Source organism: Chamaesiphon sp. GL140_3_metabinner_50 (genome assembly GCF_025361915.1).
Lineage (GTDB): Bacteria > Cyanobacteriota > Cyanobacteriia > Cyanobacteriales > Chamaesiphonaceae > Chamaesiphon.
In genome coordinates this window covers 35502-48708 of record NZ_JANYJC010000263.1, presented here as the reverse complement: position 1 = coordinate 48708, position 13207 = coordinate 35502, and the positions used below count along the sequence as shown (strand labels likewise).

Here is a 13207-nt window from a genome sequence, read left to right as displayed (position 1 = left end):
GGCGAACCAGACAGTACGGTGTCGATCGACAAAGTATTCTTACTTGAAAATAATGGTAGCATTCAGATCGGTCAACCATTAGTTGCTGGTGTCACTGTCGAAGGTACCATCATGCGCCATTATCGTGCGCGCAAAATTATCGTCTACAAAATGCAGCCCAAAAAGAAAACCCGTAAAAAACGCGGTCACCGTCAAGAAATGACTCGGATGATGGTTGATTCGATTAGTGTCAACGGTGCCGTTATCGCCACGGCTGAAGCTGTTGCAGTTGCAGTTTAGGAACTTACACTTAGTTGGTTCTCAGTGGATCGCCCCCAGCCCCTTCCAGGAAGGGAGCGATAGTAATATAATTTTAGTAATCCGAGGTAATTATGGCTTCTAAGAAGGGTACGGGTAGTACTAGAAACGGCAGAGACTCAAATGCCCAGAGATTGGGTGTCAAAAAGTATGGTGGTGAAGTAGTCAAAGCTGGCAACATCATCGTTCGTCAACGCGGTTCGTCTTTCCACGTTGGCAATAATGTCGGTTTGGGTAAAGACTATACCATCTACGCTCTAGTTGATGGTGTTGTCACTTTCGAGCGCAGAGGCAAAAACGGTAAAAAAATTAGCGTTTACCCAGTCGCTGTCGCAGCTTAGAAATATTATTTAATTTAGAGATCGAATCGGGATATATCTTAGGATGTATCCCGATTTTGAGCTGAAGATCCCAAGTATGCTGGCATCGAGAATTTTCAAACATTCTGCTAAGAAGATGCTCCGCAAACGAGGTAGAATATAAAGCATCAGTCTGGTAAACAGTGTCAAATTTTCAGACATCTGTTAGAGACCGAATTGGCTCAAGTTAAGGCTGTACCTGACAGCAAGCTTACCCCAATGCAAACGGCGACGGTCAGAGTGCTAGTTTCTAGATACCAAACCTCTTGGCGATCGCTGTTGAACTCACCAATCATCAGCTTTAACTAAACTAGCTATGCTCGATCCTAACCTGGACGAAATCCAGTTATTACCAGAAGAATATGCCCGCTATTCGCGGCATCTCATTCTCCCAGAAGTCGGTCTAGACGGTCAAAAACGCCTCAAAGCCGCCAGTGTTCTGTGCGTCGGTACGGGGGGACTCGGTTCGCCGTTGTTACTCTATTTGGCGGCGGCTGGTGTCGGTCGGCTGGGCATTGTCGATTTTGATGTGGTAGATCATTCCAACCTCCAGCGTCAGGTCATTCACGGTACCTCTTGGGTGGGCAAACCCAAAATTGAATCGGCGAAAAACCGGATTCATGAAATCAATCCTTACTGTCAAGTAGACCTCTACGAAACAGCTTTGAGTGCTGATAATGCGCTCGATATTATGCGTCCATACGATATCGTCGTCGATGGGACAGATAACTTCCCCACGCGCTATCTGGTTAACGATGCTTGTGTTTTATTAGATAAGCCCAATGTGTATGGGTCGATTTTCCGATTTGAAGGACAGGCGACAGTCTTTAACTATCAGGGTGGGCCAAACTATCGCGATTTGTATCCAGAACCCCCGCCACCAGGAATGGTACCTTCGTGTGCTGAAGGTGGTGTTTTAGGTATCCTCTGTGGCATTATCGGGGTGATTCAGGCAACGGAAACAGTCAAGATTATTCTCGGTCAAGGAACGACACTTAGCGGTCGGTTGGTGTTATATAATGCCCTAGAAATGAAGTTCCGCGAGCTGAAATTACGCCCGAACCCCGTGCGTCCGGTGATTGAGAAATTAATCGATTACGAAATGTTCTGTGGAATTCCTCAAGCGAAAGCGGCTGAAGCCGAGCAACAAAGTATGTTAGCAGAAATGACAGTGACGGAACTCAAAGCCTTAATCGATAGCGGTGCTGATGATTTTGTCCTGATTGACGTTCGCAACCCGAACGAGTACGATATTGCCAAAATTCCTGGCTCGATTTTGATTCCGCTACCAGACATCGAGCAGGGTAAAGGCATCGAGCAGGTTAAAGCCGCTCTGAATGGTCATCGCCTCATCGCTCATTGTAAAATGGGCGGACGCTCGGCGAAAGCTCTGTCTATTCTCAAGGAAGCTGGGATTGAGGGGACTAATGTTAAAGGTGGCATTCAGGCTTGGAGTCGCGAAGTCGATGCTTCGGTACTGGAATATTAAGTTAGGTTGACATTTGTCTAAAAATGTGCAGCAAATTGCTGAAAACAGCTAAGGTGATTTTCGATCGAGAATATACCGTCTGAACTATGATTTATCTGATAAATATGATGGACTTTGACGATCGGACAGCAGTCCATCACAGTCTATCAGTCGATCGTGCTAATCAAAGTTCAGACAATATTATGGGAGAATTTCCAGAAATCACTTAATTATTTATAATGTAAATATATCTCTCGATCGATCCTAAATGCTAGCAGTCGATCGAGAGATATATTTTTTTGGAGAGGTAAGATCGCGATTGATGAATATAAGTTGCAGATGCTTGACAGCAACTGTCGATCGTATCTAGCTTGAAGATAGGGCTTAATTAAAACTAGGTGATATGGGCGATTCAAAACGGCGGAAAGAACAAGGAACACCCGAATCGAAGCGAATTGTCTCGTGGTTGCCACTGACGACGACACAATCGTCGGAATTTGTGCGAGTTAGCACTCAGGGAGCTTGGATTGGGATTGGGTTGCTAGTATTTGGGTGGTTGATGGTGCGGGGGATCGGGCCGAGCTTGGGCTGGTGGAAAATTGTGGGTTAATATGGTGTCAAGTACGGCGATTGGGGTAGCGGTCGAGACTACCTCACCTAATTAGAAATGTCATAATAAATATGGGTATGTGCCCATTCACCTCTAATTAATTAGTGCGTTCGATCGGCTATGAACTCCTCAGAACAGTCCTTAACTCGCTCCTATAGCCAGGAAGATGTCCAACAAATTTTGAACATTGCGCTGGCTCAACATCCTAGTGCCGATACTGAATTGTCTTACGCTCAGTTATTAGAAATAGCTGACGAATTACGGATTGCACCGGGTACGCTCAAGCTGGCTGAAACTACCTGGCTGACTCAGCAAGGCGATAGTGCCAAGCTGCAAAAATTCGATTCCTATCGTCGATCGAAGTTTCAAGATAAATTTGGTAAATATGCAATTACCAATACGTGTTTGGTCGCCTTGAATTTTTTGACAGGGTTTGGAATTCCGTGGTCTTTATATGTGTTAATTTTCTGGGGTATGGGTGTCGGGTTAGATGCCTGGAAATTATTTTATCAGCGTCGAGGTGAAGCTTACGATCGCGCTTTCCAAAATTGGCAACGCAAGCAAAAAATTCAGAAATCGATTACGGGATTAATTGATAAATTAGTATAGTATGCTAGCCGCTAAGATCGTAGATAGACACTGGCGACAACAGTTGTTGTGGCTAATGTTTTGGATAATTTTGGGGGCTGTGTTACGATTTGCTAATTTAGATGGTAAACCCCCGTGGGCTGATGAATTTAGAACGCTGGTATTGAGCCTGGGCAATAGTTTCCAATCGGTACCACTCGATCGAACGATCGATTCATCAGAGTTACTCGCACCATTAATTCCCAATCCCAGCGTGACATTGGGTGATATTATTCAGCGAGTATCGATCGAAGATCGCCAGCCGCCAATTTATTTTGGGCTAGCATTTTTGTGGATGAAATTATTTGCCACCGATGGTGGTTTAGTCAGTTTGTGGGGTGCGAGAGCTTTACCCGCACTCATCGGGGTTCTAACAATTCCGTGCGCGTATATAGCCAGTTATTTAACCTTTAGATCGCGTCAAGATGACAGCAAAATGGCACGATCGATCGCCAATCTGACAGCGGCGATGTTAGCTGTTTCGCCCTATGGTGTATTTATCGCTCAAGAAGCGCGTCATTATAGTTTAGCGATCTTATGGACGATCGTTGTTATTAATTGTCTGGCGATCGCCTGTAGATATTTAACTAGCGCACAAAATTTACCCATCCCCCTGATGACGATCTGGGTGAGTGCCAACATTTTGGGGATGGGAACGCATTACTTATTTGGGATCGCGCTGCTGGCGCAAGCTGTCGTATTAGTATTTGTCTGGTGGCGACAAATTTGCCAACCCCCGCCGCCAGCCACTTGCATGATGGCGAAAAAAAGGCGATTGCAGCCGAAATGGTGGCAATTAATCGTAGCAATTTTGAGTACGATCGCGGGGATGTCTGTCTGGCTGTGGCTGTTAATTACGACTGTCGATCGCACTTTACCTGGCTGGATCGATAATGCACCTCATAAATCGATCGAAATCTTAAACCCTTTTTTCCAAATCGTCGGTGCGTCGATCTCGATGATGTCATTATTATTAGTAGAAGTGACAGAATTACCCACGCTGTCGATTTTTTCAGATAATCCGATCGATCTTAATATTCCGATCGTCATTGGCTCGGCGATTTTGATGCTAATCTTTTTTGTCTGGGTGACACCAATGCTCGATCGTGGGATTGGGATGCAGCTCAGACAGCCACAGTTTCAGATCGAGACGATGGCAATCGTGACATTTACCACGAGCGCGATCGGGTTATATTTACTCTTACCCTGGCTGACTGGGGTAGATATCACGCGCGGCGCACGGTATCACTTTGTTTATTTTCCAGGCATTGTGATGCTCGTTGGGTTGGGATTAGCGAGTTGTTGGTACAGCAAACCGTCGATCGCCAAATGGATATCGGGAACGCGCGCAGTTAAAATTGTACTATTAATGGGATTGGTAAGTAGTGCGATCGTCGCGGGCAATTATGGTTATCACAAATATTATCGCACCGAACAAATCGTGCCGATGATTCAGCAATCCGCACCGATTCCCGTACTAATTGCTACAACACACAATAGTCTGATTCAGGTAGGGGAAATGATGGGATTAGCCTGGGAACTCCAGCAAGCAGATCCGATGGTTGGCATAATATCTCCCACAGAGCGGTTACGATCTTTACCAGTAGCCGCTGTGAAAGAAAAACCAGGTGTTACCACTAAATTTCTGTTAGCCAGTCAATCTCAGAAATTTTGCGAGCGAGATTGTGCTGCAACTAAACTACTTCGCCAAACTGTCGAGCGGTTTTCTGGATCGATCGATCTGTGGCTAGTTAATTTCTATGCGCCGACTAGCTTACCGCCAACGTGCGATCGAGACAAAAAAAAGTTTACTAAGGGCGTTTATGGCTATAAATATCAACTCTATCACTGCCAACCGATTCGGGACAATGCTTCTTGAGCGATCGTGTTAGCTATTTGCTACCATTACAAACATTAGTAAAATAACTAGTTTATTTACATCAAAATACGCTTGACATACCTGAAAATTTAGGGTATGCTTTTGGAGAAAGTAAATGTTTAATAGCATTACCGATTGTCTTAAACCCCCTATTTCTCGAAGTAATCTAGCTCAAAAAGTTAGTCAGCTAAAATATAGTTTCAACTGAGTATTTGGCACAAAAACCCTGGTTCCGATTGGAAACCGGGGTTTTTCGATTTATCACATTGCAATTATGTCGAACGTAGCAATTCCAGAATTAATCCAGCAGATGTTGACACCGGATTTTTATCCTCATCCGGTAACGATGCCGATTCAATTAATGCAAACTCATGCATCAATTGTTTTACTGACAGGAAAATTTGCGTACAAGCTCAAGAAACCAGTTAATTTTGGCTTCTTAGATTACTCAACTATCTCCAAACGCCAACACTTTTGTCATGAAGAAATTCGACTCAATCAACGTGGTGCCAAAGAGTTGTATTTAGAAGTAGTAGCGATCGGCAAGCAAGGCAATAAATACTATCTGGGTAATCATGGCGAGATTGTAGACTATGCTGTCAAAATGGTGCAATTTCCGCAGAAAACATTACTCAGCAATATGTTTGAAGCTGGGACGATGACGATCGCCCAAATCGAAGAAATGGGCACGGTTGTAGCGCAGTTTCATGCTAACGCCCAGACGAATGACTATATTAGTAGCTTTGGCGAAGTAGAACGGGTTCGACAATCGATTGACGATAACTATCGCCAGACCGAACCATATATCGGACTAGCTCAGACTCAACAGCAATTTACCGAAACTAAAGCATACACAGATCGATTCTTACTAGAACGCGATCGGTTATTTAACGAACGTCGAACTGGCGGATTTATTCGCGAATGTCATGGCGATTTACACTTGCGAAATATCTGTTTGTGGCAATCTAAAATTTTACTATTTGATTGCATCGAATTTAACGAACCATTTCGCTATGTCGATACCATGCATGATATCGCTTTTGCCGTGATGGATTTAGAAGCTAGAGGACGTAAAGATTTTGCCAATCGGTTTTTAAATACCTACGCCGAACAAACAGGCGATTGGGAAGGATTGCAAGTATTACCCTTTTATCTCAGCCGTCAGGCGTATGTACGAGCGAAAGTAACATCCTTTCTACTCGACGATCCGGCAATCTCCGCGACAGATCGCCAAGCCGCAGCCAAAACAGCGGGAGACTATTACCATCGAGCTTGGGCATATACGCAGCATCCAACCCCGCCAAAATTGATAATGCTATCGGGGTTATCGGGGGCTGGTAAAAGTACTTTAGGTAAACGCATCGCGATGGCATTAGGCGGCGTACATCTGCGCTCCGATGCGGTACGTAAGCATTTGGGTGGGATCTCACTTTTAAGCAAAGGCGATGCGAGTTTGTATACGCCCGAAATGACAGCAAAAACCTATCAGCGGGTGTTAGAACTGGGGGCAAAATTAGCACTACAGGGCTTTACTGTGATTTTGGATGCAAAGTACGATTGCCGCGATTTACGTGCCGCCGTGGTCAATTTAGCCGTCGATCGCGGGATTCCCTTGCAGATAATTCATTGCACAGCACCTGAAGCCGTATTGCGCGATCGGCTGGCACATCGCACCGGAGATATTGCTGATGCGACGGTAGACTTACTCGCCAGTCAGCAAGCCGCTTGGGAAGATTTTACCCCAGCAGAACGCAGCTATGTCACCACGATCGATACTACTCAGGATCTGGAGATCGCGATCCGTCAACTTCACGATCGATAACACCGGATATCTTTGCGGCGGAAAATACTTATAAAATAATAATATCCACCCGATCGGCTCCAACCGACAAGGATACTCTAGCGACATCAGTTTATAGGCAAAATTGTGACAGAATCTACAGATCGAGATATCCAAGAATTAAAAAATGCGATCGAGCAAAATAGTCAAGCGATCGCCGATCTGACATCCTCGATCTCCGGATTGCGGGAAGAAGTGCGAGTGGGATTTACCAAAATGGAAGGGCGAATTAATAATATCGAAACGAAGCTCGATGGCAAGGTTGAATTTATTAAATCGGAACTGAGAATTGTCGATGTCAAGCTGGAAGAACGAACTAGAATGGGCTTTTGGGGGATTTTAGTTCGCGGAGTTCCCATCTTGGTATTAGTTGGGTTATTTGTTGCTTTTCTACTATCTTAACGTCAGTTCGGGAATCCTTGTCCCGCTTGATGACTCCTGGCTTCGTTCCTGCACCGCCCTCAAATGAATTTGGGGCTAATAGCCCGAACTTCCAGTTCAGGGCGGTGTAGGAACGAAGCAAATCAATTTTCCTCCCGTTAAATTATGCTAGTAGCGAAGCAAACCCCGCTAAAACACTAGAAATTCCACAGCAATTAATCTTCGAGTTCCCAGAGATCTTTAGGTGTATCGGGATCGATCGGACGTTTGAGATGCACGATTAGGACTAATTGAGCTAGTAACTCAATTGTAGGTTGAGTATCGAACCACTCGATCGCTAGTTGTCCATCGCGATCGACTGCAAAATAGTTAAACTCATTCCACTCGGTGATATTCCGATCGAGAATGACGATCGTTTCAGTCGATGTACCGACTAGTTTGGGCGGTAGAGTATCTTTATTGCCCAGAATCGCCACCGGATTTTCGGTTTTACACAGCACGCCCCAACCGGGTAGGCTCACCCAACCAGCCGCCCACGTACTCCGCACGATTTGGAAAGATCCAGTACTAGCCATTTGCGGTACATCAGCTAAAGAGCTACTCGCGATCGGAAATTCTCCCGCGAGTGCGATCGTCCGTGGTAACTCTTCGTCTGCTTGCAATCGGTACACTGGCAGAGCTGGAGCGGGCTTTTGGGGCGGTGCGGTGAGGGCTGTCAGTAATTTTTCAATCTGATTGCGGGCACTTTGACTGTGAGCAAACATCAATCCGCGTGCGATTAGCCGGGTTTTTTCAGTCAGATCGCCTTGTTGCTTGATATATCGCCAATACTGATAAGCAACAGCATCGCCGGGATGGTGGGTAAAACCCGCTGGAGGCTGCTGCATGTAAGAAAATTCTTTAAATGCCTTGGCGACTTCTTTCGAGCCTTCAGAGTCAATATTGCGGTTGAACAGATAGTCGGCTGTTGACGCACGATCTTCTTGAGACAGAATGCGTAGCTCGTAGAGACTATCGCTACCCATGCGTTGGTAGTGAGTTTCTGTGGCTGGAGCTACCCCAACTTTAATCATGCTATCAAAAACTTGAGCACCAACAATAATTTGATTTTGCTGGATCGGCTCAAATCCAGTCGCTTCAAAAATCTCTTGGGGTTTGAGTCCAGCTTTTTGGAGTTGCTGGCAAGCTTTACCCCATTCTACCCAGTTGCGCTCCTTGCGCCGCAACATCAGCAGGAGTGCGTCGGTATCGATGGGTGGTTGGTTGTCAGTGAGTTCAGTCATGATTTAGGTCTTATCGTTGGCGTAGTCTACCGAAGGTAATCGATAGATCTCTTAGTATCTTCATGTTGGCACAATCTGTGGCAACGATCGCCGATCGAATTAGTCGGGCATAGACCGAATTACCTTTTTGGGCTATATTTTATGAGTCGATACCCTCCTTTAGGCATTAGGCTTGAAGAGCTAGCAGCGTAATCGATCGATACTGTCTTTATCGCGAACCATTCTGTAATTAATGCATCAACAATTTACACTCGCTCTGTTGGGGATTAGTATCGCTACGCCCTTAATTCCAATTGTCCCCGTACTTGCATCACCACAGATTGCCACAAATCCGATCGTTTCTAAAGATTTTGCGATCGATCGAGTCGTGCAGATCGAGACACGATCGGGACAAGGTTCGGGAGTAATCATTAAACGGATCGGCAATACCTATACGATTTTAACTGCCGCCCATGTGGTGAATAATCTCTACAACCTGCCTGTGGCAGTTACTACACCCGATCGTCAACAATATACGATCGCGCCGAGTGAGGTGAAAATTGCCCCAAATTCACTCGATTTAGCTACCCTGACTTTTCAGAGCGATCGTAACTATACCGTTGCCGAACTTGGTAATTCTAGTAACATCGCCAGAGGCGAACGAATTTTTGCAGCGGGTTTTCAGGTTAAGTCATTACGATTTTATCCCGGTACGGTTGTCGCGATCGGTCGTCAAGATTGCGATCGCGGCTATGGATTGGCAATTGGCAATGCCGAGATTTTGCCAGGAATGAGCGGTGGTGGTTTATTTAATGAAGCGGGTAATTTAATTGGCATTAACGGTAAAAGTGTCGGCACGATCGATCCGAATATCGATCGATCTGGCAATCGCGAACGAGTCAAACCCGTGAGTGGACTGGCAATTCCGATCGATACCTTTACCCAAATCGCCAGTCAGCTAAATGTCGAGATCGAGCGACAAAATCCAGTCCCCAAATCGTCGCAGCCCACAGCCGACGATTTTTTTATCGCCGCTCAAGAAAAATCTCAAAAGGGCGACTATCAAAATGCGATCGCCGACTATAATCGCGCTCTGGTACTCAATCCCCAATTTGATGAAATCTATTTCCGGCGCGGGATTGCCCGAAGTTTGACTAAAGATTGGCAAGGAGCTGAAGCCGACTACACGCGCGCCATCGAAGTTAAGCCCCAACATGCCGAGGCATATCTCCATCGCGGTAACAGCCGCAATTTGCTGGCTAATTGGCAAGGTGCCAAATCCGACTTCGATCTGGCAATCACCCTCGAACCCAACATTTCATCAGCTTATGTCGGGCGGGGAGTTGCCTGGTGTGAATTAAAAAATTGTCAAAGTGCATTAAAAGATTACGATCGCGCGATCGCACTCACTCCTGACGAGGCTGAGACCTATACCCGTCGCGCCTTTGCCTACCATCAACTCGGCGACAATCGCAGCGCAGTGGCAAGTTATGTCACCGCCGCCGAACTGTATCAAAAACAAGGCAAAGACAGTCAGTATTTAGAGACAGTCCAGAAAATTAAGCAGCTAGTTAAGGGGTAGGAGATGGGAGTAAGAAGTAAGGAGTAAGAAGTGTAATTACTTCTAAAGCCTATTCCCTATTCCCTATCCCCTATCCCCTAAATTACGGCACAATTGAAAATGTTCAGTTATGCTAGGGATACTAATTAAGTGTAAAAGCGATCGCCGTATATGCGGAAACTGTTAATCTTGTGCCTATTCTGTCTGGGCATCGGGTTCGCCATCTCCAACTTCCAAGGATTGGCAACCACTGGAGAATTTGACTCCCTAGTTATTGACTTTAAAGAGAATATTGCATCCACCGAAATCGATCGACAATTGCAGGTGTTGACAGGGGAATATCACCTGGCACCGCGCCTGAATAGTCAATTTTCTCAATCCGAACAGACATATACCGTCAAAGGCGATCGCGCATTACTCGACAAATTGCGGGCATCGAGCCTCAGTCAAGATGTAGAAGCGATCGAGCCTAACTATATCTATCGTGCCACAGTTGCGCCCAACGACCCGCAATATAGCAAGCAGTGGCACTTACACAACATTCACGCCGAACAAGCATGGGAAGAAAATCGCGGTAAAGGCATTACTGTCGCCATTATCGATACTGGTGTCAGCCAAGTTCCCGACTTAGCCCAAACCGAATTTGTAGCGGGTTACGATTTTGTCAACAACAAAGTTAACGCCGACGATGACAACGGACACGGCACCCACGTAGCGGGCACTGTCGCCCAATCTACCAACAATAACTACGGTGTGGCGGGAGTAGCTTACGAAGCTAAAATCATGCCCCTCAAGGTCTTATCAGGTAGCGGTGGCGGGACAGTTAGCGATATTGCTGAAGCAATTAGATTTGCCGCCGATAACAAAGCCGATGTCATTAATATGAGTCTCGGCGGTGGCGGCGAAAGCCAAGTTATGAAAGATGCGATCGAGTATGCCTACAAGAAAGGTGTCGTCATCGTCGCCGCAGCGGGTAATGAAAACCGAGATTCGGCATCGTATCCCGCGCGCTATGCTCGTGTGATTAGCGTTGCCGCCATCGACGCTCAAGGCGAGAAAGCCGAATTTTCTAACTATGGCGCAGGTGTAGATATCTCCGCTCCTGGTGGCGGTAATGGTAGTAAAATCTGGCAAGAAACGATCGATCCTAGTACCAATCTGCCAGTAATTGCTGGCTTCCAAGGTACGAGTATGGCTGCTCCGCACGTTGCAGGTGTCGTCGCGCTGATTAAGTCTACAGGCGTAACAGCTCCCGATGAAGTCTTAGCCGTATTGCAGCAATCGGTTCGCAAAATTGATACCGATCCGCAAAACTATTATGGTGCGGGACATTTAGATGCTGCTGCGGCAGTCAAACTCGCCCAAAAAGGTAAAATTACCTTTAATGATTTCTTCCGGTGGTTGCGCGATAATGGTTATCTCAACCTCAAATTCTGGATCGATGGTGGTGCGATCGCGCTATTGCCAAAAGTCGCAATGGTACTCGGATCTTATTTATTAGCCTTCTTGATTCGCAACTATCTTCCCTTTGGCTTACCACTATTTAGTGGTTTGATTGCGGGTAGCAGTGGGTTGTTTTTCCTCAAAGGTTTCTATATATTCGACTTACCTCAAGCACCATTTCGCGTTTTAGGTAGTTCGATTCCCGAACTTGGTAACGCAATTTCAGGTAATAGTATTCTCAACCCACTATTCGCTAGTGTCCTAATTCCGGTAGTATTACTAGTGGCTTGCTGGTCGCTTCCTCAAGGAAAATGGTTTGCAGTCGGTACTAGTTTGGGTGTAGCAGCTTGTCTATTTGTTAGTGCAGCAATCTCTCCAAGCGTTTGGTGGTTAGGCGACGGCGGGATGGCACGCGGTTTCTTGATAGTCAATGGATTGTTATGTTTTGGTTTAGCTAGATTCGCGGCGAGAGGAGATTCTCAAACAGTATGATTACGGTGATTGGTGGAATTGAGCATAAAGGTTTTGGTACTGGTGCTTGGGCATTGGTAGCCGAGGATGGTACTACTTACGAGTTACTAGATTGCCCTCGCGATTTACGCGAGGTAGGATTGCATGTCAAGGTGCAAGGGACATTAAACGATGATGTCATGACTCTAGCGATGATTGGTAAGGTTTTAAATGTTAATTCGTTTGAGATCTTATAAAACTAATCTTTGGTTGAATAACTAACAAGTATTCGACTTCTACAAGAAGTTGAATATTGTATACTTAGTGCTGGATCGAATAAAATTCGATCCAGCACTATTTGTTTTATATCCACCGCCATATCGGTTAGGACACAAACCCGACTTTTTGGAAAAGTCGGGTTTGTAGCTAGCACTATCTCACTGTCCTAATCGCCTTGGCGGTTGCTATATGTAGCGAAATTATTACCGATCGAGCCTACTATCCACTATTCACTATTCACCTCAATCGCCAAAACCCGATGAAATTAATCGCGATCGATTTTGAAACTGCCAATCGAGATCCTAATAGTGCTTGCGCTTTAGGTATCGTCCAAATCGAGAATGAAATCATTACCCACGAAGAAATTTTCCTAATTCGTCCCCCCTCATATCGCTTTGAATTCAGCCACATTCATGGCATTTTATGGGCTGATGTGGCTCAAGCTCCCACCTTTGGACAAGTCTGGACGAAAATTGCTACCAGAATCGAAACGGCGGATGCGCTAGTCGCTCACAATGCTAGTTTCGATCGGCGGGTACTTTATGCCTGCTGCGATTTATACCAAATTCCCCATCCCAAACAAAAGTTTATTTGCACGGTAGCCTTGGCGCGCCAACGTTGGAACCTCCATCCTACCAAGCTTCCCGATGTCTGCCGCTATCTAAACATCACTCTCAATCACCATCAAGCTCTCTCCGATGCGCGGGCTTGTGCCGAAATAGTTATTGCTGCATCGCCGCTCTAAAATACC

Annotated in this window: 14 protein-coding genes; 13 read left to right on the top strand and 1 reads right to left on the bottom strand. The window is 45.8% G+C overall.

The window, feature by feature from the left end:
• The 9 genes from rplU to Q0R35_RS13165 form a co-directional block, all read left to right on the top strand.
• Window positions 1–279 (top strand): 50S ribosomal protein L21 (gene rplU, locus Q0R35_RS13205; protein ID WP_295618880.1); only part of this gene is annotated, 279 nt, incomplete at its 5' end.
• A gap of 92 nt (window positions 280–371) precedes the next feature.
• Window positions 372–638, top strand: a complete 267-nt coding sequence (rpmA, locus tag Q0R35_RS13200; protein ID WP_295618876.1) for a 50S ribosomal protein L27 — start codon at window positions 372–374, stop codon at window positions 636–638.
• 334 nt (window positions 639–972) lie between these two features.
• Window positions 973–2145, top strand: a complete 1173-nt coding sequence (gene moeB / locus Q0R35_RS13195; RefSeq protein ID WP_295618874.1) for a molybdopterin-synthase adenylyltransferase MoeB — start codon at window positions 973–975, stop codon at window positions 2143–2145.
• An 86-nt stretch (window positions 2146–2231) separates the two neighbouring features.
• Window positions 2232–2354 (top strand): hypothetical protein, encoded by a 123-nt coding sequence (locus tag Q0R35_RS13190; protein ID WP_295618871.1) that lies wholly within the window; start codon window positions 2232–2234, stop codon window positions 2352–2354.
• Window positions 2355–2527: 173 nt separating this feature from the next.
• Window positions 2528–2734 (top strand): DUF2839 domain-containing protein, encoded by a 207-nt coding sequence (locus Q0R35_RS13185; protein WP_295618868.1) that lies wholly within the window; start codon window positions 2528–2530, stop codon window positions 2732–2734.
• 120 nt (window positions 2735–2854) lie between these two features.
• A complete protein-coding gene (locus Q0R35_RS13180) occupies window positions 2855–3343 on the top strand; it encodes a 2TM domain-containing protein (protein ID WP_295618865.1) in 489 nt (162 codons plus the stop codon).
• A gap of 1 nt (window position 3344) precedes the next feature.
• On the top strand, window positions 3345–5240 hold the full coding sequence (locus tag Q0R35_RS13175) for a hypothetical protein (RefSeq protein WP_295618862.1): 1896 nt from the start codon (window positions 3345–3347) through the stop codon (window positions 5238–5240).
• 274 nt (window positions 5241–5514) lie between these two features.
• Window positions 5515–7062: an AAA family ATPase gene (locus tag Q0R35_RS13170; protein WP_295618859.1), complete on the top strand. Its 1548-nt coding sequence runs from the start codon at window positions 5515–5517 to the stop codon at window positions 7060–7062.
• Between the two features lie 105 nt (window positions 7063–7167).
• Window positions 7168–7482, top strand: a complete 315-nt coding sequence (locus Q0R35_RS13165) for a hypothetical protein (RefSeq protein ID WP_295618856.1) — start codon at window positions 7168–7170, stop codon at window positions 7480–7482.
• 194 nt (window positions 7483–7676) lie between these two features.
• Here the strand turns inward: Q0R35_RS13165 and raf1 are convergent, their stop codons facing one another.
• Window positions 7677–8744 (bottom strand): RuBisCO accumulation factor 1, encoded by a 1068-nt coding sequence (gene raf1, locus Q0R35_RS13160; protein WP_295618853.1) that lies wholly within the window; start codon window positions 8742–8744, stop codon window positions 7677–7679.
• A 232-nt stretch (window positions 8745–8976) separates the two neighbouring features.
• Between raf1 and Q0R35_RS13155 the strand changes: the two genes are divergently transcribed.
• The 4 genes from Q0R35_RS13155 (at window position 8977) to Q0R35_RS13140 (ending at window position 13201) form a co-directional block, all read left to right on the top strand.
• Window positions 8977–10305 carry a tetratricopeptide repeat-containing serine protease family protein gene (locus Q0R35_RS13155; protein ID WP_295618849.1) on the top strand — a complete coding sequence of 443 codons (1329 nt, stop codon included), beginning with the start codon at window positions 8977–8979 and terminating at the stop codon, window positions 10303–10305.
• A 150-nt stretch (window positions 10306–10455) separates the two neighbouring features.
• Window positions 10456–12219, top strand: coding sequence for a S8 family peptidase (locus tag Q0R35_RS13150; RefSeq protein ID WP_295618846.1), 1764 nt, complete (start codon window positions 10456–10458; stop codon window positions 12217–12219).
• Window positions 12216–12434: a hypothetical protein gene (locus Q0R35_RS13145; protein ID WP_295618843.1), complete on the top strand. Its 219-nt coding sequence runs from the start codon at window positions 12216–12218 to the stop codon at window positions 12432–12434. Before Q0R35_RS13150 ends, Q0R35_RS13145 begins: the two co-directional genes overlap by 4 nt.
• 197 nt (window positions 12435–12631) lie before the next feature.
• Window positions 12632–13201 (top strand): 3'-5' exonuclease, encoded by a 570-nt coding sequence (locus Q0R35_RS13140; RefSeq protein WP_295618840.1) that lies wholly within the window; start codon window positions 12632–12634, stop codon window positions 13199–13201.
• Window positions 13202–13207 lie beyond the last annotated feature (6 nt).